Annotated in this window: 23 protein-coding genes and 1 other RNA gene; 16 read left to right on the top strand and 8 right to left on the bottom strand. The window is 65.1% G+C overall.

Annotated elements, in window-relative coordinates:
• Positions 1 to 38: 38 nt before the first annotated feature.
• Positions 39 to 566, bottom strand: coding sequence for a crossover junction endodeoxyribonuclease RuvC (gene ruvC / locus AC1DW2_RS36625; RefSeq protein WP_028157463.1), 528 nt, complete (start codon positions 564 to 566; stop codon positions 39 to 41).
• Positions 567 to 802: 236 nt separating this feature from the next.
• Positions 803 to 1,549, bottom strand: coding sequence for a YebC/PmpR family DNA-binding transcriptional regulator (locus tag AC1DW2_RS36620; protein WP_063981035.1), 747 nt, complete (start codon positions 1,547 to 1,549; stop codon positions 803 to 805).
• Between the two features lie 203 nt (positions 1,550 to 1,752).
• On the opposite strand from AC1DW2_RS36620, the gene AC1DW2_RS36615 reads away from it, so the two are divergent.
• From AC1DW2_RS36615 to AC1DW2_RS36595, 5 genes are all read left to right on the top strand, one after another.
• A complete protein-coding gene (locus AC1DW2_RS36615; protein WP_283018003.1) occupies positions 1,753 to 3,501 on the top strand; it encodes a methyl-accepting chemotaxis protein in 1,749 nt (582 codons plus the stop codon).
• 108 nt (positions 3,502 to 3,609) lie between these two features.
• Entirely contained in the window at positions 3,610 to 5,034 is a 1,425-nt protein-coding gene (locus AC1DW2_RS36610; RefSeq protein WP_063981033.1) for a methyl-accepting chemotaxis protein, read from the top strand.
• A gap of 733 nt (positions 5,035 to 5,767) precedes the next feature.
• Positions 5,768 to 6,232: a (2Fe-2S)-binding protein gene (locus AC1DW2_RS36605; protein WP_187387920.1), complete on the top strand. Its 465-nt coding sequence runs from the start codon at positions 5,768 to 5,770 to the stop codon at positions 6,230 to 6,232.
• Positions 6,233 to 6,240: 8 nt separating this feature from the next.
• Positions 6,241 to 8,409, top strand: coding sequence for a xanthine dehydrogenase family protein molybdopterin-binding subunit (locus AC1DW2_RS36600; RefSeq protein ID WP_063986084.1), 2,169 nt, complete (start codon positions 6,241 to 6,243; stop codon positions 8,407 to 8,409).
• Positions 8,406 to 9,749 carry a c-type cytochrome gene (locus AC1DW2_RS36595; RefSeq protein WP_063981031.1) on the top strand — a complete coding sequence of 448 codons (1,344 nt, stop codon included), beginning with the start codon at positions 8,406 to 8,408 and terminating at the stop codon, positions 9,747 to 9,749. Before AC1DW2_RS36600 ends, AC1DW2_RS36595 begins: the two co-directional genes overlap by 4 nt.
• Before the next feature lie 270 nt (positions 9,750 to 10,019).
• Here the strand turns inward: AC1DW2_RS36595 and AC1DW2_RS36590 are convergent, their stop codons facing one another.
• On the bottom strand, positions 10,020 to 11,117 hold the full coding sequence (locus tag AC1DW2_RS36590; RefSeq protein WP_063981030.1) for a cyclase family protein: 1,098 nt from the start codon (positions 11,115 to 11,117) through the stop codon (positions 10,020 to 10,022).
• A gap of 120 nt (positions 11,118 to 11,237) precedes the next feature.
• Between AC1DW2_RS36590 and AC1DW2_RS36585 the strand changes: the two genes are divergently transcribed.
• Positions 11,238 to 12,305 carry a CobW family GTP-binding protein gene (locus AC1DW2_RS36585; protein WP_063981029.1) on the top strand — a complete coding sequence of 356 codons (1,068 nt, stop codon included), beginning with the start codon at positions 11,238 to 11,240 and terminating at the stop codon, positions 12,303 to 12,305.
• Positions 12,306 to 12,511: 206 nt separating this feature from the next.
• Here the strand turns inward: AC1DW2_RS36585 and AC1DW2_RS36580 are convergent, their stop codons facing one another.
• The 5 genes from AC1DW2_RS36580 to AC1DW2_RS36560 all read right to left on the bottom strand — a co-directional run bounded on the left by AC1DW2_RS36580 (position 12,512) and on the right by AC1DW2_RS36560 (position 15,021).
• Positions 12,512 to 13,336, bottom strand: coding sequence for a TIGR00282 family metallophosphoesterase (locus tag AC1DW2_RS36580; RefSeq protein ID WP_028150900.1), 825 nt, complete (start codon positions 13,334 to 13,336; stop codon positions 12,512 to 12,514).
• Positions 13,314 to 13,910 (bottom strand): 5-formyltetrahydrofolate cyclo-ligase, encoded by a 597-nt coding sequence (locus tag AC1DW2_RS36575; protein ID WP_166079786.1) that lies wholly within the window; start codon positions 13,908 to 13,910, stop codon positions 13,314 to 13,316. Before AC1DW2_RS36575 ends, AC1DW2_RS36580 begins: the two co-directional genes overlap by 23 nt.
• 190 nt (positions 13,911 to 14,100) lie before the next feature.
• A non-coding RNA gene (ssrS, locus tag AC1DW2_RS36570) (6S RNA) lies at positions 14,101 to 14,261 on the bottom strand.
• A 59-nt stretch (positions 14,262 to 14,320) separates the two neighbouring features.
• Complete coding sequence (locus tag AC1DW2_RS36565; protein WP_028150902.1) at positions 14,321 to 14,704, bottom strand: cell division protein ZapA; 384 nt, start codon at positions 14,702 to 14,704, stop codon at positions 14,321 to 14,323.
• Positions 14,701 to 15,021, bottom strand: a complete 321-nt coding sequence (locus AC1DW2_RS36560) for a DUF4164 domain-containing protein (protein ID WP_020608063.1) — start codon at positions 15,019 to 15,021, stop codon at positions 14,701 to 14,703. Before AC1DW2_RS36560 ends, AC1DW2_RS36565 begins: the two co-directional genes overlap by 4 nt.
• Here AC1DW2_RS36560 and AC1DW2_RS36555 point away from each other — a divergent pair.
• The 10 genes from AC1DW2_RS36555 to AC1DW2_RS36510 all read left to right on the top strand — a co-directional run.
• Positions 14,990 to 15,124, top strand: a complete 135-nt coding sequence (locus AC1DW2_RS36555) for a hypothetical protein (protein WP_256376459.1) — start codon at positions 14,990 to 14,992, stop codon at positions 15,122 to 15,124. The genes AC1DW2_RS36560 and AC1DW2_RS36555 overlap by 32 nt on opposite strands.
• Positions 15,125 to 15,306: 182 nt before the next feature.
• On the top strand, positions 15,307 to 17,292 hold the full coding sequence (gene tkt, locus AC1DW2_RS36550) for a transketolase (RefSeq protein ID WP_063981027.1): 1,986 nt from the start codon (positions 15,307 to 15,309) through the stop codon (positions 17,290 to 17,292).
• Positions 17,293 to 17,460: 168 nt separating this feature from the next.
• On the top strand, positions 17,461 to 18,468 hold the full coding sequence (gene gap, locus AC1DW2_RS36545; RefSeq protein WP_085401784.1) for a type I glyceraldehyde-3-phosphate dehydrogenase: 1,008 nt from the start codon (positions 17,461 to 17,463) through the stop codon (positions 18,466 to 18,468).
• A 138-nt stretch (positions 18,469 to 18,606) separates the two neighbouring features.
• On the top strand, positions 18,607 to 19,803 hold the full coding sequence (locus AC1DW2_RS36540; RefSeq protein WP_063981025.1) for a phosphoglycerate kinase: 1,197 nt from the start codon (positions 18,607 to 18,609) through the stop codon (positions 19,801 to 19,803).
• A 52-nt stretch (positions 19,804 to 19,855) separates the two neighbouring features.
• Entirely contained in the window at positions 19,856 to 20,923 is a 1,068-nt protein-coding gene (fba, locus tag AC1DW2_RS36535) for a class II fructose-bisphosphate aldolase (RefSeq protein ID WP_477008376.1), read from the top strand.
• 289 nt (positions 20,924 to 21,212) lie between these two features.
• A complete protein-coding gene (locus AC1DW2_RS36530) occupies positions 21,213 to 22,238 on the top strand; it encodes a class I fructose-bisphosphate aldolase (protein ID WP_063981023.1) in 1,026 nt (341 codons plus the stop codon).
• Positions 22,239 to 22,241: 3 nt separating this feature from the next.
• Entirely contained in the window at positions 22,242 to 22,916 is a 675-nt protein-coding gene (locus AC1DW2_RS36525; protein WP_063981022.1) for a thiamine phosphate synthase, read from the top strand.
• Positions 22,917 to 22,924: 8 nt separating this feature from the next.
• Positions 22,925 to 24,007 carry a tetratricopeptide repeat protein gene (locus tag AC1DW2_RS36520; protein WP_063981021.1) on the top strand — a complete coding sequence of 361 codons (1,083 nt, stop codon included), beginning with the start codon at positions 22,925 to 22,927 and terminating at the stop codon, positions 24,005 to 24,007.
• 84 nt (positions 24,008 to 24,091) lie between these two features.
• Positions 24,092 to 24,877, top strand: coding sequence for an inositol monophosphatase family protein (locus tag AC1DW2_RS36515; protein ID WP_028150910.1), 786 nt, complete (start codon positions 24,092 to 24,094; stop codon positions 24,875 to 24,877).
• A 230-nt stretch (positions 24,878 to 25,107) separates the two neighbouring features.
• Positions 25,108 to 25,265: helix-turn-helix domain-containing protein (locus tag AC1DW2_RS36510; protein ID WP_477006897.1), on the top strand; the 158-nt coding region annotated here is incomplete at its 3' end.

Below are 25,265 nucleotides of genomic sequence, written 5' to 3'. Positions count from 1 at the left end.
CAAGCCCGGGCATGACGCCGGCGATGCATGACGATCGATCATATCCCCACCACCTTCAGCCTGAGCGCCGTGCTCTGGCGGTGATGGGCGTGGGTGATCGCGATGGCGAGCGCGTCGGCGGCGTCCGCTGACGGCGGCTCGGCTTTCGGCAGCAAGATCTTCAGCATCATCGCGATCTGGTGCTTGTCGGCGTGGCCGGCGCCGACCACCGTCTTCTTGACCTGGTTCGGCGCGTATTCGGCGACGGTAATGCCGAACATCGCGGGCGCCAGCATGGCGACGCCGCGGGCCTGGCCGAGCTTCAGCGTCGCGACGCCGTCCTTGTTCACAAAGGTCTGCTCGACCGCGGCTTCCATCGGCTTGTGACCGGACAGGACGGCGGCAAGCCCCTCATGGATCGCGAGCAGCCGGCTCGCCAGCGGCAGATCGTCCGGTGGTTCCACCGAGCCGCAGGCGACGTAGATCAAACGATTGCCCTCGGCCTCGATCACGCCCCAGCCGGTGCGGCGCAGGCCGGGGTCGATGCCGATGATGCGAACGGGGCCACGAATCGGGAGCGCAGTCATGGGCCAGTGATAGCGGCTGGCTGCGGTGGGGGAAACAGAAACAGAACGGAAGTAACAGGGGAAGTGGGGCTCGTCGGAGATCGCCGCGCTGCCCGCAGCACCCTCCGACGTCATACCCCGCGAAAGCGGGGTATCCAGTACGCCGCGGCTTCTCCGTTTCCCTCAGACGTCTCTGGAATACTGGGTCGCCCGGTCAAGCCGGGCGACGACAGCGGAATCCGGGGCTGGTGGCGACCTCAGCCGCCAATCTTCGCCATCAGCGCGTCCGACACCTCGAAATTGGCGTAGACGTGCTGGACGTCGTCGTGCTCGTTGAGCAGGTCCATCAGCTTCAAAAGCTTCTCGCCGGTCTCGTCGTCGACCGCGACCGTATTCTGCGGCTTCCAGATCAGAGCGGCCTTGCGCGGCTCGCCGAACTTGGCTTCCAGCGCCTTGGCGACGTCGCGATAGCCTTCGGTCGAGGCGTAGATCTCGTGTCCACCTTCGCCCGATACCACGTCGTCGGCGCCGGCCTCGATCGCGGCATCCAGCACCGCGTCGTCGGAGGCGACGCTGCGGTCGTATTCGATGATGCCGGTGCGGTCGAACATGAAGGAGACCGAGCCGGTTTCGCCGAGATTGCCGCCCGACTTGGTGAAGAAGGAGCGGATGTCGGAGGCGGCGCGGTTGCGGTTGTCGGTCAGCGCCTCGACGATGACGGCGACGCCGCCGGGGCCGTAACCCTCGTAGCGGATCTCGTCATAGTTCTCGCCCTCATTGCCGAGCGCCTTCTTGACGGCGCGCTCGATATTGTCCTTCGGCATGTTCTCCTGGCGCGCCGCGATGATGGCGGCACGCAGGCGCGGGTTCATGTTGGGGTCGGGGGTGCCCAGCTTGGCCGCGACGGTGATTTCCCGCGCCAGCTTGCCGAACAGCTTCGACTTCTGGGCATCCTGCCGCCCCTTGCGGTGCATGATGTTCTTGAATTGGGAATGTCCGGCCATGCGTGTCTCGTAAGGAATCGTGCGCCAAAGGTGAGCGTGGGAAGCGCGGCCTTATAGGCCGCCAACCCACCGGAATGAAAGAGGCTCTACGACTTTAAGGTAATACCGTAGTGTCCCGTGCCTAGGAGTCAGGCACCGTTAACCCTGATTTCATTCCGGCTTGCGAAAATAGCAACCGCCCGTTCCCCGACAAGAGTGACCTGATGGCGTTCGCATTGTTTCGGAAGCGTCTGCCCGACTTGTCCACGCCCGTGGCACCCCCACAGGCCGCGCCGTCGCCGGCCGATCCCGCGCCCGCCCTGTCGGCCGAGGGCGATTCCGCCAGGGAAATCCTGGAACTGCTGGAACTCGAGCTCGGCGCCATGATCCGCCAGCTCGAGCGCGCCGCCAATTCGGTGGCCGGCGGCGCGGAGGCGACCGCGGCAACGCTCGCGGACATTCGCGAGCGCACCGACGCCCTCACCGGTCGGACCAATGCCGCGCAGTCGAACGCCTCGACCTTCGCCCATGCCGCCGACAAGTTCACCCAGTCCGCGCAAGGCATCGGCGCGCAGGTGCGCGAGGCCGGCAAGCTCGCCGACGAAGCCAGCGCCGCGGCGCAGGAAGCCCGCGCCAATGTCGACCGCCTGCGCGAATCCTCCGCCGCCATCGGCAATGTCGTCAATCTGATCGCGCAGATCGCGCGGCAGACGACGCTGCTCGCGCTCAACTCGACCATCGAGGCCGCGCGTGCGGGTGCGGCCGGCAAGGGCTTTGCGGTCGTCGCCACCGAAGTGAAGGCGCTCGCGGTGCAGACCCAGGGCGCGACGGAGGAGATCACCAGGAAGATCGACGCGCTTCAGCGCGACGCCGCCGGCTCGGCCGACGCCGTGCATCGCATCGCGCAGGCGATCGAGGCGATCCGCCCGGTGTTCGATACCGTCAACGGCGCAGTGGCCGAGCAGAATGCCACCACCAGCGAGGTCTCCGGCAACGCGGCCAGCGCGTCGCAGTTCGTCATCTCGGTCGGCGAGAGCGCGGCCGAGATCGATGCCGCGACCAAGGCGGCCGAGACCCACGGCGAGAACGTCGCCAGCGCCGGCAAGGCCGTCACCACCTTCGCGCGCAAGCTGAAATCGCGCTGTGCCGTGCTGCTGCGCCAGAGCGAGCACGACGACCGCCGCAAGACCGAGCGGCTGCCCTGCCATCTCAAGTTCGAAGCCGCGCGCGGCGTGTTGCAGGTCTACGAGATCGCGATGGACGGCGTGCTGATCGGCGGCGCGGAGGCGGCGAAGCTTGCCACGCAGGCCGTCGTCGACGGCACCCTCGAAGGCGTCGGCGCCTGCCGCCTGCGCGTGATCGAGCAGTCCAAGACCGGCGCCCGCGCGCAGTTCGTCAGCCCCAACGCCGATCTCAGCGAGAAGATCGAAGACAGGCTCTGGTCGATCCACGAGGAGAACACCGAGTTCGTCACCCGCGCCATGGAAGCCGGCACGGCGGTGACCCGGATTTTCGAGCAGGCGGTTGCACGCGGCGAGGTCAAGATCGACGACCTCTTCGACACCGATTATGCGGAAATCGCCGGCACCAATCCGCAGCAATACCGCACGAAATATCTGGACTGGGCCGACCGCACGCTGCCGCCGTTCCAGGAAGCCTTTCTCGCCAAGGAACCGCGCATGGCATTCTGCGCCATGGTCGACCGCAACGGCTTCCTGCCGGTGCACAACAAGATCTATTCGCATCCGCAGCGGCCGGGCGACACCGCCTGGAACACTGCCAACAGCCGCAACCGGCGGATCTTCAACGATCCGGCAGGGCTCGCCGCCGCGCGCAACCTGCGCTCGTACCTGGTCCAGAGCTATGCCCGCGACATGGGCAACGGCAACACCGTGATGATGCGCGAGATCGACGTCCCGATCCGCGTCCAGGGCCGGCACTGGGGCGGATTCCGCACGGCTTACAAGCTGTAGTGCACGCTCAGGCAAGACGCCGGCCGCGAATCATCCTTTAAGGCTGGAATTGGAATGGGAATGCCGCGGAGAGCCGGCGAACGGCTCTGACTGGAGGACTCTCAAAACATGTCCGTCGCACAATTTGCAGTCCTGGACACCGGCTCCAACCGGACACTTGCCGAACGTCTGATCGACCAGCTCGCCGACCGCATCGGCGGCCTCGGCGTCGAGCTCGCCGACATCGCCGGCAACGTCCAGGAGGTCGCAAACCGCGTCGCGAACCAGTCCGAACGGTTCCATCACCTCCAGGAGACGGCCGAGACCATGGTCTCGGCCAATCACGATATCGCCAACGCATCGCAGGCGGTGCAATCGACCGCATCGGCGGCGGTCGGCGAGATCGCGCAGTCGCGCGGCGCGGTCGACACCGCGGTCAGCCACATCTCCGAGCTCGTCGCAGCCGTGGAGCGGATCGAGGCGCGCCTGAGCGCGGTCGGCTCGGCGCTGGCGCAGGTGGCAAAAGTGTCCGGCTCGATCGAGGCGATCGCGAAGCAGACCAATTTGCTCGCGCTCAACGCCACCATCGAGGCGGCCCGCGCCGGCAATGCCGGCCGTGGTTTTGCGGTGGTCGCAAGCGAGGTCAAGAATCTCGCGGAGGCTACCCGTGCGGCCACGCATCAGATCTCCGACACCGTGCGCGATCTCGACGGCCAGATCGAAGGCCTGATCGGCGAGAGCAGCGACGCTTCGCAACGCGCTAAGACTGCCGGCGAAGGCGCCCAGCAGATCTCCGGCATCATCTCGCGGGTCCAGCAGGGTTTTGCCTCGGTGGAAGCGGAGATTGACAGCGTCACGCGCGCCGCGACCTCCAATCTCGGCCATTGCGACACGGTCATCAGCGAGCTCAACGAGCTCGCCAAGGGCGTCGACCTGTCCTCGCGCGATCTCAAGAACGCCGATCAGCGCGTGACAAAACTGCTCGACACCTCCGAAGCGCTGATCGCAATGATCGCCGACAGCGGCGTGGAGACATCGGATGCGCCGCTGATCCGCGTCGTCGTCGAGACCGCAAAGCGGATCTCGGACGAGTTCGAGGCCGCAATCGACCGCGGCGAGATCACGCTCGACCAGCTCATGGACGAGAACTACCGGGAAACCCCCGGCACCGATCCCAAGCAATACAAGACCAACTACGTCGACTTCACCGACCGCGTGCTGCCCGCCATCCAGGACCCAATCCAGAAGTCCGATTCCCGCATCGTGTTCTGCGTCGCCTGGGCCAAGGGCGGCTATCTGCCGACCCACAACCCGAACTACCGCCTGCCGCAGGGCAAGGACCCCGTCTGGAACAACGCCAATTGCCGCAACCGCCGCCTGTTCAGCGATCGCGCGGTGAAGAAGGTCGCGGCCAACACAAAACCGTTCCTGCTCCAGACCTATCGCCGCGACATGGGCGGCGGACAGTTCGTGCTGATGAAGGACCTGTCCTCGCCGATCGTGATCCGCGGCAAGCACTGGGGCGCCTTCCGGATGGGTTTTCGGCAGAGCTGAGGGTCGCTCCGGCGGCCCCCTGAATCAAAAACCTGAAAAACAACCCCATGCACAGTAGCGGGGGCCAGGGGAATCAAGGACTTACGCCGGCAGGCCAGGACGCAGTTTGACGCGTCGGGCAAAACAGGCGCATAATACTACTATTCCGAAATCACCCATACGTGCAGACAAACCCCTCACCCGGGTCAGTCTGCATCTGCCAGCGCAGCAGCCCACTCCCGCAAAGTGGAGCTATCGCGTATGGCATTTTGCACGACCTGAGCGCGCGCCTCGTCCTTCGAGACGACCGCTTCGCGGTCTCCTCAGGATGAGGCTAAGCGGCATCGGTGCTCGTCAAAACGACGGCCGCACACTCAGTCCTCATCCTGAGGGCCCGCCGCAGGCGGGCGTCTCGAAGGATGGCCGCGAGCAAGGACGTGCCACGGCCCGACTTTCCCAATCGCACGAATTTCGTCATCGCATGAATTTCCGCATTCGCACGATCATCTGCGGCGATCAACGATGCATGCGACGAAAATGCGTCACAACATGACGATTATCATATCAATTGGCCCAATTCCGCTGCAGCGATCGCCGCACAAATTCGTGAACGTCATGGCCTGACGCGTCGGCAACGCAAATATGCATCGCCGGATATTCTGGCGCTTCATCGTTTCGCATCAGTATGATTATTGTCGCGCACGAATTCGCCGACGAGATCGCCGCAAGCGATCAAGCGAGCAAGGGGATGCATATGGCAACAACTCTCACCATCAACGGCGAAACGAAATCGTTCGACGCGCCGCCGGAAATGCCGCTGCTGTGGGTGCTGCGCGACATCCTCGGAATGACGGGCACGAAATTCGGCTGCGGCATCGCGCAATGCGGTGCCTGCACGGTGCATGTCGACGGCAAGGCCGTGCGCTCCTGTGTCCTGCCGGTCAGCGCGGTTGCGAACCGCGCCATCACCACCATCGAACATGTCGGCAATACGCTCGCAGGCGCGAAGGTGCAGAAAGCCTGGCTCGATCTCGAGGTGGTCCAGTGCGGGTATTGCCAATCCGGCCAGATCATGGCGGCCGCCGCTCTACTGGCAACCACCTCTCATCCGGATGATTCCGACATCGACGCCGCGATGGCTGGCAACATCTGCCGCTGCGGCACCTATGTCCGCATCCGCGAGGCCATCAAGCAGGCCGCCAACGGCCGTCAGTCGTGAGGTCCGCCATGAATGCACACAACAGCCTCTCCCGCCGCACGCTTCTGACCAGCGGTCTTGCGACCGGTTTCCTGCTCGCCTTTCACCTGCCCCTACGGGCCGCCGTCAACGAGCCGGAGCAGCCGAAGGATACGACCGACGGCAAGTTCGCGCCCAACGCCTTCATCCGTATCGACGAGACCGGCCAGACCACGCTGATCATGCCGCAGGTGGAGATGGGTCAGGGCATCTACACCTCGATCTCGATGGTTCTGGCCGAAGAGCTCGACGCCGATTGGGCAAAGGTCGGGGCGTTGCACGCGCCGCCAAACGACAAGTTCTACGCCAATCCCGCCTTCGGACTGCAGGCGACGGGTGGTTCGACGTCGATCCGCGCCTGGTGGAAGCCGCTACGCGAAGCGGGTGCCAGCGCGCGCGCGATGCTGGTGCAGGCCGCCGCCGCGCAATGGCAGGTCGAGCCCGCGAGTTGCACGACGTCCAAGGGCGAAGTCATCCATGCGGCAAGCGGCCGCAAGCTCGGCTATGGTGAGCTCGCGCTGGCGGCACAGAGCCAGACACCGCCGAAGGATGTCCCGGTCAAGGACCCCAAGGACTTCGTCCTCATAGGCCAACCGCTGAAGCGGCTGGATACACCGGACAAGGTCAACGGCAAAGTCGTCTACGGCATCGACGCGATCCTGCCCAACATGAAGATTGCCGCGATCGCCAATTGCCCGGTGTTCGGCGGCAAGGTCGGCAAGGTCGATGACAGCGCAGCGATGAAAGTCGCCGGCGTGCGCAAGGTCGTCGTGCTCGACGACGCCGTCGCCGTGATCGGCGATCACATGTGGGCGGCCAAGAAAGGTCTCGAAGCGCTCAAGATCGAGTGGAACGAAGGACCGAACGCCAAGATCTCCACCAAGGACATCTGGGACGATTTACGCAAGGCCAGCGAGAAGGATGGCGCGATCGCGAAATCCGTCGGCGACATCGCCAAGGGGCTTGCCAGCGGAGACAAGTTCGAGGCGAGCTTCGAACTGCCGTTCCTCGCGCATGCCTCGATGGAGCCGATCAACGCCACCGTTCACGTCAGGCCGGATGCCTGCGAGATCTGGACCGGCACACAAATCATGACGCGCGTGCAGTCGGAGGCGGCGAAGGCCGCCGGCCTTCCCGTCGAGAAGGTGATCGTCAACCAGCACCTGCTCGGCGGCGGTTTCGGCCGCAAGCTCGAACCCGATATGGTGGTTGCGGCGGTCAAGATCGCCAAGCAGGTCGACTATCCCGTCAAGGTGATATGGACCCGCGAGGAGGACATCCAGCACGACGTCTACCGCCCGGTCTATCGCGACCAGGTCAATGCGACCCTGGTCGATGGCAAGGTGGCGGCCTGGAAGTACAAGATCGCAGGTTCTGCGGTGATTGCCCGCTGGCTGCCGCCAGCGTTCCAGAAGGGCGTCGATATCGACGCGGTCGACGCCGCCGTGGAGACGCCCTACGACTTTCCCAACTTCCACGTCGAATATGTCCGTGCCGAGCCACCGGCTGTGCCGACCGGCTTCTGGCGCGGTGTCGGCCCGAACAACAATGTGTTCGCGTTCGAATGCGCGCTGGACGAACTTGCGCGCAAGGCCGGCAAGGATCCGGTCGAATTCCGAAGGTCGATGCTGACCAAGACTCCGCGTGCGCTCGCGGTGCTCAACCTTGCCGCGGAGAAATCCGGCTGGGGCCAACCGCTGCCGGCCCGCGTTGGCCGTGGCGTCTGCCTGCAGCCATCGTTTGCGAGCTTCCTCGCAACTGTGGTGGAAGCCGAGATCGACGACATCGGCGAGATCACCCTGCGCCGCATCACCTCGGTGGTGGACACCGGCATTGCGGTCAACCCCGATACGATCAAGGCGCAGATCGAGGGCGGGCTGATCTTCGGCCTCACCGCCGCGCTCTATGGCGAGATCACCATCGACAAGGGCCGCGTGCAGCAGTCGAACTTCCACGACTACCGCATGATGCGCATCAACGAGACGCCGAAGATCGAGGTCATCGTCGTCAAGAGCGGCGAAGCGCCCGGCGGCATCGGCGAAGCCGGCGTCAATGCCGGACCACCGGCCCTGCGCAACGCGATTTACGCCGCAACCGGCGTGGCGCTGCGGCGCCTGCCGATCGACCGGAAACTTCTGGCTGCGGGGAAGAAGGCATGAGCGGCAAGATGCGTATCCTCACAAGCCTGGTCGTGATCGCCATCGTCGTGGCGGCGCTCGGCGTCTGGATCATCCGTGGGCCCGGTCCGCTCGACTTCGCCGGCGGCACCAAAGTGGCGCTGGCGGATTATCGCGCCGGCAAGCCGACCGGCGTGCCGGCCAAGCTGGAGAAAGCGAGTGTGGTCGAGCGCGGCGAGTATCTCGCGAAGGCGGCCGACTGCATGGTCTGCCACACCAAGCCCGGCGAGAAGGAATATTCCGGCGGGCTCGGCTTCAAGCTGCCGTTCGGCACGCTCTATTCGACCAACATCACGCCGGACAAGGACACCGGCATCGGCAATTACAGCGACCAGGATTTCCTCAACGCGGTCCAGCGCGGCACGCGTCATGACGGCGCGCGGCTCTATCCGGCCATGCCCTACACGTCCTACACCTACATGACGGACGAGGACGTGCTGGCGGTGAAGGCGTATCTGTTCAGCCTGCCGGCAGTGCGCGCGAAAGCGCCCGACAACACGCTGTCGTTCCCGTTCAACCAGCGCTGGGCGATGATCTTCTGGTCGGCCGTGTTCAATCCGGACACGCGCTTTACGCCGGATACCTCGAAGAGCCCGGAGTGGAACAGAGGTGCGTATCTCGCCGAAGCGCTGGCGCATTGCGGCGAGTGCCACACGCCGCGCAATCTCGGCTTTGCGCTCGACAACCGCAAGAAGTTCGGCGGCGCGATCACGGCCGGCTGGCGCGCTTTCAACATCTCCTCCGACAAGGCCACCGGCCTCGGCAATTGGCGCGACGAGGATCTGATCTCGTATCTCTCGCTCGGCCACGCGCCGGGCCACGGCTCGGCCTCGGGTCCGATGGGCGAAGCGGTCGATCACAGCTTCAGCCAGTTCGCTCCCGAAGACATCCGCGCGGTCGTCGCCTATCTGCGCAGCGTGCCGCCGGTGGCCTCGCCCGACCTGCCTGCCACCACGGCACCGGCCGCGCCCGCCTCGCACAAGGACGGCGTCACGGCCGACGCACGCGGCAAGATGGTGTTCGCCAGCGCCTGCGCCAGCTGCCACGGCTGGAGCGGCGAGAGCCCGGTCTCGCCGATGGCGACGCTGACCGGCACCTGGGCCGTCAACGACCCCGCCGCCACCAACGTCGCGCAGATCGTGCTGTCGGGCACCAAGCGGCATACGCCCGACGGCGCGCTCTCGATGCCGGCGTTCGGCGATGCGTATAGCGACGACGAGATCGCGGCGGTGGCGAACTACGTCACGGCACGGTTCGGCACCAAGGGCTCGAAGCTGACGGCGAAGGATGTCGCGGAGCTGCGGGAGCAGACGGCGGAGTAGTGTACGACGAGATTGACGCGTGATCGCGCGCCAATCTCCGCCGTCGTCCCGGACAAGCGAAGCGCAGATCCGGGACCCATACCCACAGGGCGGGGTTTGGCGAAGATTCGGTGTGGGAGCTGTGCCCCGCACTACTCCCTGGGGTTATGGATCCCCGCCCCCGTGCGCAATTGCGCACTAGGCGGGGACGACACCGAGGATGTGGCGCCGCTTTCAGCTCAACCATAACATCGGCGCGGACGCGTCACCCGCCCGCGCCGATGCGTATCGTCACGTAATCGCAATCGGACATCCGTTGCTTCCCGTCGCGCCCTTGATGGGCGCCGGGGTGAACGAATAGACGAACTGATACTTCTTCTCGGCGATCAGATCGTCGAAGATCAGGTTCTCGTGGTTGTGGATGCCGTGCTTGGTCTGCAGCTCGGCGTGGACCACGAAAGCGAGCGACTTGTCGGGATTGGGCACCACCTCGACCGCCCAGGTGTCGGCGCCGGTCAGCGCAAGATCCTTTTCGACCACCCACTTCGCAGCATCGAGGCCGATGCCCGGCTCGCCACTGTTGAAGCGATCATTGTTCTTCATCCACAGCGAGCCCCAGCCGGTGTGGAACATGATCGCGTCGCCAGGCTTGATGTCGCTCTCGGGGATGTTCTGCTTCGCCAGCGCCGCCTTGATGTCAGCCGAGGTGATCTCCTGCCCCGCATCCATCATGCCGCCCTTGAGCGCGACCATGTCGAGCAGATGCGCGCGGGTGAAGATCGGCTTAAGCTTCTCGATGCCAAGCTTCTTGAGCCCGTATGCGTCGCTAATTTCTGCAGCTGTGAAGCCATTGTAGAATCGCATCTCGCTCTTGTCGCCGTCCTTGCCGAGCTGGACTCCAATATGGCCGAGGCCGTCGAACTGCGTACCGGTCTGGCCGATCTCGGTGGCCAGGAATTCGTCGTGATAGACCATCTTATTGTCACCGAACGGGCCGCCGGTCGGGCTGCCGGGAATGCGCAGTGCGAATATACGCGCACCAAACAGCGGCATGGCGGCTTCGTAGACGCGGCCGATCTTGTAGATCTTGCCGTCCTTGATCCATTTCGCCGCGTCGAGGACCTTCGCCGGGGTGATGTGGTTGGATGCGCCGGACTCGTCATCCTTACCCCATTTCGATGGCCACCAGGGCTTGTCGGTGCCCTTGGGCATGGAGGTTGCAGTCTGCGCCTGGGCCTCACTGATCGGTGCAAGCGCGAACTTGCCGTGCATCGAGCCGGCGAGCGCGGCTCCAGCAACGCCGGCGATGCCCGCGGTGCGGAGCAGGGTCCGGCGATCCGTCGTGGAGCCGCCGCCGTCTTGATCTACGTTATTGATCTCGTTAGACATTCCACCCTCCCAGGTTGTGGTCAGAACAATGTCTGACTCTAAAATTGTTTCCGCTAGCCTCCTCCTCCGCTACGCTGTTGTCCAGCGACAAAAATAAGACGGCCGACGCGAGAGCTTCCCATGGGCCTGTTCGAAAGCGATAAATCCGCGCAGCGACTTCCGGTCTCGCTGATCACCGGCTTTCTCGGCAGCGGCAAGACCACGCTGCTCAATCGCTTGCTGCGCCACGACGGCATGAAAGACAGCGCCGTCATCATCAACGAGTACGGCGAAGTCAGCCTCGACCATCTCCTGGTCGAACGCGTCGACGGCGAAGTCGCCGTGCTTGCGAGCGGATGCATCTGCTGCACCATCCGCAGCGACCTGGAGCAGACGCTGCGAGACCTTCTGGTGAAGCGGGACCGCGGCGAGATTCCGCCGTTCCGCCGCATCCTGGTCGAGACCACCGGGCTCGCCGACCCCGCGCCGATCGTGCAGCTTCTGCTCAACAATCCGCTCGTCTCGCACTTCCTGCGGCTCGACACGGTCGTGACCACGGTCGATGCGGTCAACGCGCCGCATCAGCTCGACCGGCAGTATGAGGCGGTGAAACAGGTGGCGTTGGCCGACCGGCTGTTGATCACCAAGAGCGACCTGGTCGAGGACATCGCCGCGCTTGAGCTGCGCCTGCGGCGGCTCAATCCCGGCGCCAGAATCGAAAACGTCAGTCACGGCGAGATCGATCCCGCGCAGCTATTCGGCGCCGGCCTGATCGATCCCGAGCTGAAAAGGATAGACGTTGAGCGCTGGCTCAACGAGCGGGCCTTCGCGGAACCAGATGCGCACGCCGGCCATGCGCATCACGATCATCACGCGCACCATGATCATGACCATCATGATCACGATGCGTCGATCGCGAGCTTCATGCTGGCGTTCGACGAGCCGCTCGACTGGATGGCCGTGACGCACTGGCTTGCGCATTTACGCAACGCGCGCGGCCAGGATCTGCTGCGGGTGAAGGGGATCCTCAATCTCCGTGACGAACCGACGCCGATCGTGATCCATGGCGTGCATCACGTCTTCCATCCGCCGGTCGCGCTCAGCGGCTGGCCCGACAGCGATCGCCGCTCGCGCATCGTCTTCATCACGCGCGGGATCTTGCGGGCGGACGTGCTTGAGCTCTGGCAGGCGGTTCGCGCCGCAGCGTGAGGCGCGTCGAAATGAGCGACGCTGCTCTTACCCTCCCCTGGAGGGGGAGGGTCGATCGCGCGAAGCGCGAGCGGGGTGGGGTGATCTCTCCACGCGGGCACTGTTCGTCGCGGAAGGACCGTCACCCCACCCCGCTACGCATTCCGCTTCGCTTCATGCGTAGCGACCCTCCCCCTCCAGGGGAGGGTGGCCAATACCGTGAGACTTCAGCTCAACCAGAACTTCGGCGTCGCCGGCTCCAGCCGGCCGCCGACGCGCACCGGCGCAATCTTTAGCGCAAGGCCCGTGGCATCATCCGTCTCGACCGCAACGCCGCTGAGCGTTGCAACGCCAGCCGCCGGCTCGAACCGGCCGGAGGGAATCCCCGACGTGAAGCGCCGCAGCGGTTCTTCCTTCTGCATGCCGATGATGGAATCGTAATCGCCGGTCATGCCGGCGTCGGTCATGTAGGCCGTGCCGCCCGACAGGATCTGGTGGTCGGCGGTCGGCACATGGGTGTGGGTGCCGACGACGAGGCTGGCGCGGCCGTCGCAGAAGAAGCCGATGCCCTGCTTCTCGCTGGTCGCCTCGCAATGGAAGTCGACGACGATGGCGTCGGCGGCAACGCCGAGCGGACAGGCACCAAGCTCGCGCTCGAGCGCGGCGAAGGGATCGTCGAACGGGGTCATGAAGACCCGGCCGAGCGCGTTGACGACGAGCGCGTGCTTGCCGTTCTTGGTCTCCACCAGCGCGGCGCCGCGGCCGGGCGTGCCGCGCGGGTAGTTCGTGGGCCGCACCAGGCGTTCGGCGCGCTCGATGAACACCAGGGCTTCACGCTGGTCCCAGGAATGATTGCCGAGCGTCACCGCATCGGCCCCGGCATCGAGAAACTCCTGATAGATCGCTTCCGTGATGCCGAAGCCGCCGGCGGAATTCTCGCCGTTGACGACGACAAAATCGAGCGACCAGTCCTTGACCATGCCGGGCAGATATTCGGCGATGGCGTTGCGGCCGCTACGGCCGACGACATCACCCACGAAGAGAATGCGCAACTTCAGAACTCCGGAAATCGAACACGTCCGATTCCGTTAGCACATAATCCAGCGCGACGTCGTGCGATAGTGCCGGAACCGCCTTGATCTCCTGCGCTGCAAAAGCAAGCCCGATGCCGACGATCTGCTTGGTCTTGCGCAGATGCGCGAAGGTGTGGTCGTAGTGCCCCGCGCCATAGCCGATGCGATGGCCGAGACGGTCGAAGGCCGCGAGCGGCGTCAGCATGATGTCGGGGATGACTTCGGCCGCGGCCGGCGACGGCTCGGGAATGCCGAGCGGGCCGAGCATCAGGCGGTCGTTCGGATGGAAGATGCGGAAGATCAGCGACTGGCCGCGGGCGGTGACGCAGGGCAGCGCGAGCCTTGCGCCCGCCTCGGCGAGCGCCTTCATCAGCGGCAGCGGATCGATCTCGCTGCGGATCGGGGAATAGCCGGAGACGATGCTGCCGGGCAGGAGCGGGAACGGCAGCCCGCGCTTGGCGAGCTTTGCGGCGGCGGCGGTGCGCTTCTTCTCGCTCAGCGCATCGCGCGCCGCGAGGGCTTTGGCACGGAGTTCGGCTTTCGAATTGGACATGCGCTTTGGTCCCCCACGTCATCACCCACCTTGTGCGCCCTTGCGCACCGGGGCGGGTGATCCAGTATTCCAGAGGCGGTGGTGATTCACACAAAGGCTGCGGCGTACTGAATGCGCCGGGCAAGCCGGAGCATGACATCTACCGAGCTGGCCGCAGTCGTTTCGACAAGCACAAACCAAGCAAAAAAAGTGCGAAGCCGCGAACGCCGTTGAAGCACTCGATCCCGGAGTTCCCTACGAAAGTAGGTGGGCACCATATGTCCGAGCCCACGGGCCCGGCCAGGGACAGTTCCCTAAAGGATCGATAAGGCCCCGGGGATATATGGCTCCTGACGCACGTCGCAGCCTCGCCCGCGCAATGTAACAACGATACTGACGAACCGCCAGCCCAACGGGCGGTCCGCCCAAAATCAGCCGATCGCGATCCCGTTGCCCACCGTCCGGTTCAGGACCTGGGTCGACTTCTCGATGCGCTCGGCGGCGGCGTTGAGCGCATTCACCACGGCGGTCTGGGTCATCCGGGCGCGCTCGACGGCGGCATTGCGGAAATCCCTGAGCTCAGTCAGCTCCTGCTCCATGGTGCGGACGCGGTTGCCAACGTCGACCAGCTCGTCGCAGACGGTCAGCGCCGCCATCACGGTGAGCCTGGCATCACCGATCTCGCCGAATTTTCCGCGCAGCGACTGAATTCGCGTCTCCAGGCTTTCGGCGAGCTTGAGCAGCCGCACCTCCTGGCCCTCCTCGCAGGCCATGCGGTATTGCCGGCCGTTGATGGTGACGTTGATGTGGCTCATCCGTCCTCTCCGGTATCGAGCACCGAGCGTATCGTGACGATTGCGGAATCCAGCCGATCGGAGATTTCGCGATTGGTGCGCTCGAGCTTGCGCGCCTTCACCAGCGCGCCGTCGAGCTCATCGGCAAGCCGCGAGCGATCCGCGCCCAGTGCCTGGATTCGCGCCGCGAGCTCGTTCTCGTCGCGATCGGCATCGCGCCGCCGCTCCACCGCGCTTTCGAGCGCGTCGAGCGCCGCCATGAGTCTGCGGGTCGCGATCTCGATCTCGACGGCCGAGGACTCCGTCATGGCAGAGCTGTTTGAAACGCGATCGTTCATGCAGTCAGCGGCGGAACCTGTGGCCTTGCCCGTGGGGCTTGCCGTCCGGCAAAAGACTCGGTTCGGCAAACGGTTAGAAGCAGAAATTTACGTGGCAAGCTAGCGGAGCGCAACGCCGCCGCGAAACTATGCACTGCTAAGCAACTTTTACGGCCAAACCGACGTTTGATTGCCTTGGACTCCCGGAACCGAGGTGCTATCCCAGCCCAACCTTCCGTGGCCGCCAGGCTCCCCCCACGCGGCCCGCACCACCGCCAAGCGCCTCATTTCAGACGGATTTCAGACATGACGCAAGTCGACCACAACCGCATGGCCAACGCGATCCGTGGCCTCTCGATGGACGCTGTCGAGAAGGCGAAATCGGGCCATCCCGGCCTGCCGATGGGCGCCGCCGACGTCGCCACGGTGCTGTTCACGCAATTCCTGAAATTCGACGCCACTGCCACCGACTGGCCCGACCGCGACCGCTTCGTGCTCTCGGCCGGCCACGGTTCGATGCTGCTCTATTCGCTGCTGTATCTGACCGGCAATGCCGACATGACGCTGGATCAGCTCAAGCAGTTCCGCCAGCTCGGCGGCTTGACCCCGGGCCATCCCGAGAACTTCCACACCAAGGGCATCGAGACCACCACCGGCCCGCTCGGCCAGGGCATCTCGACCGCGGTCGGCATGGCGCTCGCCGAGAAGATGCTGGCCGCCGAGTTCGGCAAGAAGATCGTCGACCACCACACCTATGTGCTCGCCTCCGACGGCGACCTGATGGAAGGCGTGTCGCAGGAAGCGATCGCGATGGCCGGGCACTGGAAGCTCGGCAAGCTGATCGTGCTCTACGACGACAACGGCATCTCGATCGACGGCCCGACCTCGATCTCCGATTCCGTCGACCAGGTGAAGCGCTTCAAGTCCGCGGGCTGGGCCGCCGAAAAGATCGACGGCCATGACCAGGCCGCCATCGCCGCTGCGATCACCCGCGCGCAAAAATCCAACAAGCCGACGCTGATCGCCTGCCGCACCACCATCGGCTTCGGCGCGCCGCACAAGGCCGGCACCGCGAAGGCGCATGGCGAGGCGCTCGGCGCCGACGAGCTCAAGGCCGCCAAGGAAAATCTCGGCATCTCGCTCGAGCCGTTCTCGGTGCCGGATGACGTGCTTAAGGCCTGGCGCGCAGCCGGCAGCCGCGGCGCGGCGGCACGGCAGGAATGGGAGGGACGGCTCGGCGAGCTCGGCAGCCGCAAGCGCGCCGAGTTCGAGCGCCGTCTGCGCCACGAGCGTCCGGCCTCGCTCGCGAAGGCCGTGCGCGCCTACAAGAAGGAGCTGCTGGAAAAGCCGATGACCGCGGCGACCCGCAAATCCTCGGAAGCGGTGATCGAAGTCATTGCCGGCGCGATGCCGATGGAATTCCTCGCCGGCTCGGCCGACCTCACCGGCTCCAACAACAACAAGGCGAAGTCGGCCACAGCTTTCTCGGCCAAGACGCCAAAAGGCCGCTTCATCCATTACGGCATCCGCGAGCACGGCATGGCGGCTGCGATGAACGGCATCTTCCTGCATGGCGGCTTCGCGCCGAACGGCGCGACCTTCCTGGTGTTCACCGACTATGCGCGACCCGCGATGCGCCTTGCCGCGTTGATGGGCGCCGGCGTCGTCTACGTGATGACGCACGACTCCATCGGCCTCGGCGAAGACGGCCCGACCCACCAGCCGGTCGAGCATCTCGCCGCACTTCGCGCCATTCCGAACATGCGCGTGTTCCGCCCCGCCGACTCCATCGAGGTCGCCGAGTGCTGGGAGCTTGCGCTCAATCGTATCGACGGCCCGACCGTGCTGGCGCTGACGCGTCAGAACCTGCCGCAGCTCCGCACCAATGCGCCGAACGACATTCCCTGCGCGGCCGGCGCCTACGAGCTGGTCGCCGCCCAGGGCGAAGCCAAGGCAACGCTGTTCGCTTCCGGCTCCGAGGTCGAGATCGCGGTCGCCGCCCAGAAGCAGCTCGCCGAGCGCGGCATCGCGTCACGGGTGGTCTCGGTGCCCTCGCTCGAGCTTTTGTTAGCGCAACCAGAAGCCAAGCGTGCCGAGATCATCGGCAACGCGCCGGTGAAGGTCGCGATCGAGGCCGCAGTGCGCTGGGGCTGGGACGCCGTGATCGGCCAGGATGGCGATTTTATCGGCATGCATTCGTTCGGCGCGAGCGCGCCGGCGAAGGATCTTTACAAGCATTTCGGCATTACCGCCGAGGCTGCGGTTAACGCTGTGCTGAAGCGCGTTAGCTGAGAGTTGAGCTTGCCAAAAAAAAGGACTACGTAGTCTCTCATATGATCAAGCATCGCCCGGCCGAACCGGGCGTCCGCCCTAAAAAACCCTCGCAGGCGCGCTAAGCGCGTTGTGCGGGATGATCGGGGTTATCGAACACGTCATTGAACGGTCATAAGGAGATGAAACATGGCAGTCCGCGTCGGAATTAACGGTTTTGGCCGCATCGGCCGCAACATCCTGCGGGCTATTGCCGAGTCCGGCCGCAAGGACATCGAGGTCGTCGGCATCAACGACCTCGGCCCGGTCGAGACCAACGCGCACCTCCTTCGCTTCGACAGCGTCCATGGCCGCTTCCCCGGCACCGTGACCGTCGATGGCGACTCCATCAACCTCGGCGGCGGCAAGATCAAGGTGACCGCCGAGCGCGATCCCTCGAAGCTGCCCTGGAAGGATCTCGGCGTCGACATCGCGATGGAATGCACCGGCATCTTCACCGCGAAGGACAAGGCGTCCGCGCATCTCACCGCCGGCGCCAAGCGCGTTCTCGTTTCCGCGCCCGCCGACGGCGCCGACGCCACCATCGTCTACGGCGTCAACCACGACACGCTGACCAAGGATCATCTGGTCGTCTCCAACGGTTCCTGCACCACCAACTGCCTCGCGCCGGTCGCCAAGGTGCTGAACGACCTGGTCGGCATCGAGACCGGCTTCATGACCACGATCCACGCCTACACCGGCGACCAGCCGACGCTGGACACGCTACACAAGGATCTCTACCGCGGCCGTGCGGCGGCGATGTCGATGATCCCGACCTCGACCGGCGCGGCGAAGGCAATCGGCCTCGTGCTCCCGGAACTCAAGGGCAAGCTCGACGGTGTCTCGATCCGCGTGCCGTCCCCGAACGTCTCGGTCATCGACCTCAAGATCGTCGCCAAGCGCGCCACCGACGCCAAGGAAATCAACGCAGCGATGAAGCGGGCCTCCGAGCAGCAGCTCAAGGGCATTCTCGGCTATACCAATCAGCCGAACGTCTCGATCGACTTCAACCACGATCCGCACTCCTCGACCTTCCACGAGGACCAGACCAAGGTGCAGAACGGCACGCTGGTGCGCGTGATGTCCTGGTACGACAACGAGTGGGGTTTCTCGAACCGCATGGCGGACACCGCCGTCGCGTTCGCGAAGGTGATCTAACTCCGCTCTCGTGTCCCGGACGCGATGCAGCGTGAAACGCTGCGTCGCAGATCCGGGACCCATGTCCCTCCAGCGTAGGTCCCGGATCTGCACGGCGGCACTCCGCGCCGCTATGCGCACGGGACTAGAGAGTGTCCGATGACCAACAAATTCCGCACCCTCGACGACGTCGATGTGAAGGGCAAGCGCGTGCTGCTGCGCGTCGATCTCAACGTGCCCATGGACAACGGGCGCGTCAGCGACGCGACCCGGCTCGAGCGCGTTGCGCCGACCATCACCGAAATCTCGGACAAGGGCGGCAAGGTCATCCTGCTCGCGCATTTCGGCCGGCCGAAGGGACGCGACCCCAAGGAGTCGCTCAAGCCGGTTGCCGAAGCGCTGTCGAAAGTCGTGAACAGGCCCGTCGCCTTCGCCGACGACTGTGTCGGCGAGCCCGCGGCCACGGCCGTGGCTGCGTTGAAGGATGGTGACATCCTGTGCCTGGAAAATACCCGCTTCCACAAGGAAGAGGAAAAGAACGATCCCGCCTTCGTCGCGGAGTTGGCAAAACTCGGCGACATCTGGGTCAATGACGCCTTCTCGGCCGCGCACCGCGCCCATGCCACGACCGAAGGCCTCGGCCACAAGCTGCCGGCCTATGCCGGCCGCACCATGCAGGCCGAGCTCGTCGCGCTGGAGAAGGCGCTGGGCTCGCCGACCAAGCCCGTCATCGCGATCATCGGCGGCGCCAAGGTCTCGACCAAGATCGATCTGCTCGAAAACCTCGTCACCAAGGTCGACGCGCTCGTGATCGGCGGCGGCATGGCCAACACCTTCCTGCACGCCCAGGGCGTTGGGATCGGCAAGTCGCTGGCCGAGAAGGATCTCGCCGCGACGGCGATCCGCATCATGGAGAAGGCGGAAGCCGCCAATTGCGCGATCATCCTGCCGGTCGACGCCACCGTCGCCTATCATTTCGCGGCGAACGCGCCCTCGCATGCCTACGGGCTCGATGCGATCCCGGCCGACGGCATGATCCTCGACGTCGGCCCGCAATCGATCGCGCGTGTCCACGCCGCCATCGACGACGCCGCCACGCTGGTCTGGAACGGACCGCTCGGCGCCTTCGAGATGCAGCCGTTCGACCGCGGAACGGTGTCGGCCGCCAAGCACGCCGCCGAGCGCACCAAGGCCAAGAAGCTGATCTCGATCGCGGGCGGCGGCGACACGGTCGCGGCCCTCAACCAGGCCCATGTGGCCGGTCAATTCACCTATGTCTCGACCGCCGGTGGCGCATTCCTTGAATGGATGGAAGGCAAGCCCCTTCCCGGCGTCGAAGTTCTGCGCACCAAGTAATCAGTCGGCCTTTTAAGTCGGCCTTGCAGGCCCAAACCGGAGAAAAAGACAGATGGCTCGGATCACGTTACGTCAATTGCTCGACCATGCAGCGGAGAACGATTACGGCGTACCGGCCTTCAACATCAACAACATGGAGCAGGCGCTGGCGATCATGGACGCCGCCAACACGGTCGACGCGCCCGTCATCATCCAGGCCTCGCGCGGTGYGCGCTCCTACGCCAACGACATCATGCTCAAGCACATGATGGACGCGGTGACCGAGATCTATCCGCACATTCCGGTCTGCGTGCATCTCGACCACGGCAACGAGGCCGCGACCTGCATGACCGCGATCCAGGCCGGCTTCACCTCGGTCATGATGGACGGCTCGCTCAAGGCCGACGGCAAGAGCCCGGCCGACTGGACCTACAATGTCGGCGTCACCAAGACCGTGACCGACATGGCCCATCTCGGCGGCATCTCGGTCGAGGGTGAGCTCGGCGTGCTCGGCTCGCTCGAAACAGGCATGGGCGACAAGGAAGACGGCCACGGCGCCGAAGGCAAGCTGAGCCACGACCAGCTCCTGACCAATCCGGACGAGGCCGTGAAGTTCGTTCAGGAGACCAAGGTGGACGCGCTCGCGATCGCGATGGGCACCTCGCATGGCGCCTACAAATTCACCCGCAAGCCCGACGGCGACATCCTCGCCATGAAGGTGATCGAGGAGATCCACCGCAAGCTGCCGAACACGCATCTCGTGATGCACGGCTCCTCGTCGGTGCCGCAGGACCTCCAGGACATCATCAACGAGTTCGGCGGCAAGATGAAGCCGACCTGGGGCGTTCCGGTCGCCGAGATCCAGCGCGGCATCAAGAACGGCGTGCGCAAGATCAACATCGACACCGACAACCGCATGGCCATGACCGGCCAGATCCGCAAGGTGTTCAAGGAGCACCCGGAAGAGTTCGACCCGCGCAAGTACCTGAAGCCGGCGATGGAAGCGATGACCAAGCTGTGCAAGCAGCGGCTCCAGGAGTTCAATACCGCAGGCCAGGCCTCCAAGTTCAAGAAGGTCCTGACCCCCGCCGAGATGGCCAAGCGCTACGCCAAGGGCGAACTCGATCCGAAGGTGGCGTGATCTATCCCTCCCTCTCCCCGCTCTTCGCGGGGAGAGGGTCGGGGTGAGGGGCTCGCTCCGCGAATTGTGCCCTATCGATAGACCTGTACCCCCTCACCCGGATTTTACGCTACGCGCAAAATCCGACCTCTCCCCGCAGGCGGGGCGAGGTGAAGGGGCGCCCAGCCCGCTCTTTTTCGCCCAACTGACCTCCCGCCCCTTTACCCTGCGACGAACGTTAACTCGGCAATTGCCCGAGAACGGTCTATTTTCACAGGCAAGGGCAGCATCGTTTTGGGAGGACCTCTCGATGAATCTGACTGAGCTCAACAGGATCGCGACCGCCATGGTCGCGCCCGGCAAGGGCATCCTTGCCGCCGACGAATCCTCCGGCACCATCAAGAAGCGATTTGACGCGATCGGGGTGGAATCGACGGAAGGCAATCGCCGCGACTATCGCGAGATGCTGTTCCGCTCCAGGGAGGCCATGAGCCAGTACATCTCCGGCGTGATCCTCTATGACGAGACGATCTGGCAAGACGCGAAGGACGGCACGCCACTGGTCAAGCTGATCGAACAGAGCGGCGCCATCCCCGGCATCAAGGTCGACGAGGGCACGCAAGCCCTGCCGATGTGCCCGGGCGAGCTCGTCACCGTCGGGCTCGACAAGCTCGCCGAACGCCTGAAGAAATATTACGAGCGCGGCGCGCGCTTCGCCAAATGGCGCGCGGTGATCGATATCGGCAGCGGCATTCCGTCGATGACCGCGATCGGCGCCAACGCCCATGCGCTGGCCCGCTACGCAGCGCTGTGCCAGGCCGCGCAGATCGTGCCGATCGTCGAGCCTGAGGTGCTGATGGACGGCGATCACGACATCGACCGCTGCTATGAAGTGACGACCCGCGTGCTCAACAAGACCTTCCAGGAATTGCGCGTGCAGCGCGTTGCGCTCGAAGGCATGGTGCTGAAGCCGAACATGGCGATCTCGGGCAAGAAGTGCGCGAAGCAGGCTCCCGTCGAGGAAGTCGCGGAGAAGACAATTCGGCTGCTGAAGGCCTGCGTGCCCGCGGCCGTGCCCGGAATCGCCTTCCTCTCCGGCGGCCAGTCGGACGAAGAGGCGACTGCGCATCTCAACGCCATGCATAAGCTCGGGCCGCTGCCCTGGGGCCTGACCTTCTCCTACGGCCGCGCGCTGCAGGCCGCGCCGCAGAAGGCCTGGTCCGGCAAGGCCGAGAATGTCGCAGCCGGCCAAAGTGCATTCAGCCATCGCGCCCGGATGAATGGTCTGGCGTCCAAGGGCGAATGGCAAAGCAGCCTGGAAAAGAAAGCAGCCTAGATCTTGTCGAACAAATCGCCTCCGCCGCGCCCGGCGCCGCGTCTCTATCTCGCGACGCCTGCCGTCGATGATCCCGCTGCGCTCGTCGCCGAGCTGCCGGGCCTGCTCGCTGCCGCCGACGTCGCGGCCGTGCTGCTGCGGCTGAAGGAGACCGACCAGCGCACCATGATCACGCGCATCAAGGCGCTGGCCCCACCGGTCCAGAAGGCGGGCGCCGCGCTGCTCGTTGAAGGTCATGCCGAACTGGTCGCACGTGGCGGCGCCGACGGCGCGCACCTGCCCGGCATCGCCGCGCTGAAAGAGGCGCTGCCATCGCTCAAGCCCGATCGCATCGCCGGCGTCGGCGGGCTGACGACGCGGCACCATTCCATGGATGCGGGCGAGATAGGCGCGGACTACGTGCTGTTCGGCGAACCTGATGCAAAGGGCCAACGCCCGTCGTCCCAGGCGATCGCCGAGCGGCTGGACTGGTGGGCCGAGCTGTTCGAGCCGCCCTGCGTCGGCTTTGCCACCTCGCTCGAAGAGGCGCACGACTTCGCCGCCAGCGGCGCCGATTTCGTGCTGGTCGGCGATTTCGTCTGGTCCGATCCGCGCGGTCCCAAGGCCGCGCTGATCGAGGTCGACGCTGAGATCAAGAAGGCCCATGCGGCTGCGCTTGCGGGTCAGGAGCACGGCTAGCGCCCGACATGAAGCTCCCGCGCATCACCATCCTGGCCACGCTGCTGCTGACGGCGCCCGCGGCCGCGCAGCTCCAGATCACGCCGCCGGTGGCCACGCCTGGCGCTGTGCCTGAGAAACAGAAGCCCAAGCCGCCTCCGGCCGCCAAGAAGAAGGAGGCCGCGCCGGCGCCAAAACCTTCGGCCTCGCCCAAGCCGGCCGCCTCGCCCAAGCCGGCGCTGCCCGCAACCGTGATCCCCGCACCGGCAACCGACAATCCCAATGTCGATCTGGTGTTCGGCGCCTATCAGCGCGGCCAGTACAAGACGGCGTTCGATCTCGCCACCGCCCGCGCACAAGCAGGCGATCCCAAGGCGATGACCATGCTCGGCGAGCTCTATTCCAACGCCATGGGCATCCGCCGCGACTACGCCAAGGCGCTGGAATGGTACAAGCGCGCCTCCGATGCCGGCGACCGCGAGGCGATGTTCGCGCTCGCCATGCTGCGAATTTCCGGCCGCGGCGGCTCGGTCGACAAAAGCGAGGCGGTGAAGCTGATGGCGTCCGCCGCCAAGCTCGGCGAGCCCAAGGCGGCCTATAACCTCGCGCTGCTTTACCTCGACGGCCAGACCCTGCCGCAGGACGTCAAGCGGTCCGCCGAGCTGCTGCGTCAGGCCGCCGATGCCGGCCTGCCAGAGGCGCAATACGCGCTGGCGACCTTCTACAAGGAAGGCACCGGCGTGCCGAAGGACCCGGAACGCGCGGTGCGGCTGCTCCAGGCGGCTTCACTGGCGGACAATGTCGATGCCGAGGTCGAATATGCCATCGCCATGTTCAACGGCACCGGCACGGTGAAGAACCAGCCGGCCGCCGTCGCGTTGCTCCGCAAGGCCTCCCGCCAGGGCAGCGCGATCGCGCAGAACCGCCTGGCCTGGGTGCTGATCAACGGCATGGGCACGTCCGTGGACAAGGTCGAGGGCTTTAAATGGCACCTGGTGGCGAAAACCTCCGGCAAGGGCGATCCGGAGCTCGACAAGCAATTGTCCGACCTGCCGGCCGAGGACCGGGGCAAGGCCGAGGCCGCCGCCAGAAAATGGCTCGGGACCAAATGACTTGACGCAAAGGCCCTCGCAGGGCACCCCATCGTTCAAACAGGCGCGATTTCGCGCCATTTCCCCCGATCAAGACCAGAGCACATGCTGTATTCCGCCACTATCAACGTCATGGTCAAGGCCGCGCGCCGCGCCGGCCGCAGCCTCAAGCGCGATCTCGGCGAGATCGAGCATCTCCAGGTCTCGCTGAAGGGGCCGGCCAATTTCGTCTCGCTCGCCGACAAGCGCGCCGAGGAGATCCTCTACCAGGACCTCGCCAAGGCCCGCCCCGGCTACGGGTTCATCGGCGAGGAAGGCGGCACCCGCGAAGGCAGCGACAAGAGCCACACCTGGATCGTCGACCCGCTCGACGGCACCACCAACTTCCTGCACGGCATCCCGCAATTCGCGATCTCGATCGGCCTCGTGCGCGAGGGCACGATCATTGCGGGCGTGATCTACAACCCCGCCAATGACGAGCTCTACATCGCCGAGCGCGGCAAGGGCGCCTTCCTCAACGACCAGCGCCTGCGCGTGGCCGGCCGCCGCCAGCTCAACGAATGCGTCGTTGCCTGCGGCCTGCCCCATATCGGCCGCGGCGACCACGAGGAATTCCGCCGCGAGATGACCGCGATCCAGGACCGCGTCGCAGGCCTGCGCCGCTTCGGCGCCGCCTCCCTCGACCTCGCCTTCGTCGCCGCCGGCCGCCTCGACGGCTACTGGGAGCGCAACCTGCAATCCTGGGACATCGCTGCCGGCATGATCATGGTGCGCGAAGCAGGCGGCACGGTGAGCGACATCGCAACGCCGGGTGATGCGCTGGTGACCGGCCACGTCGTGTGCGGCAACGAGTTCGTGCACGGGGAATTGGTGAAGATTTTGCGGAAGTAGGCTTAGGGCGAACCCTACGCTTCACACTCCGCCGTCATCACCCGCCTTGTGCGCACTTGCGCACTGGAGCGGGTGATCCAGTATTCCAGAGACGTTTGTTGGATACGGAAGGGCCGCGGCGTACTGGATGCCCCGGCTGCTGTTTAGCCCGGACAGATCACTGACGGGTGTTCGGAGACATAGCTGACACATCAACATTGGCTGGATTGGTCCGATTCGGGAGGCCGTCCATGCCTTGGAGCGAGGTGTCAGTGATGGATCAGCGTCACGAGTTTGTGCGGCTGGCTTTGCAGGAGGGCGCCAACCGGCGCGAACTGTGCCGTCGGTTCAACATCAGTCCTGACGTCGGCTACAAGTGGCTGGCGCGCTGGCAGGCCGGCGATCGGGA

This window comes from Bradyrhizobium sp. P3_C3 (assembly GCF_056402655.1).
Note: the sequence above shows the minus strand (reverse complement) of the source record. Positions and strands in the feature narration are given on the sequence as shown.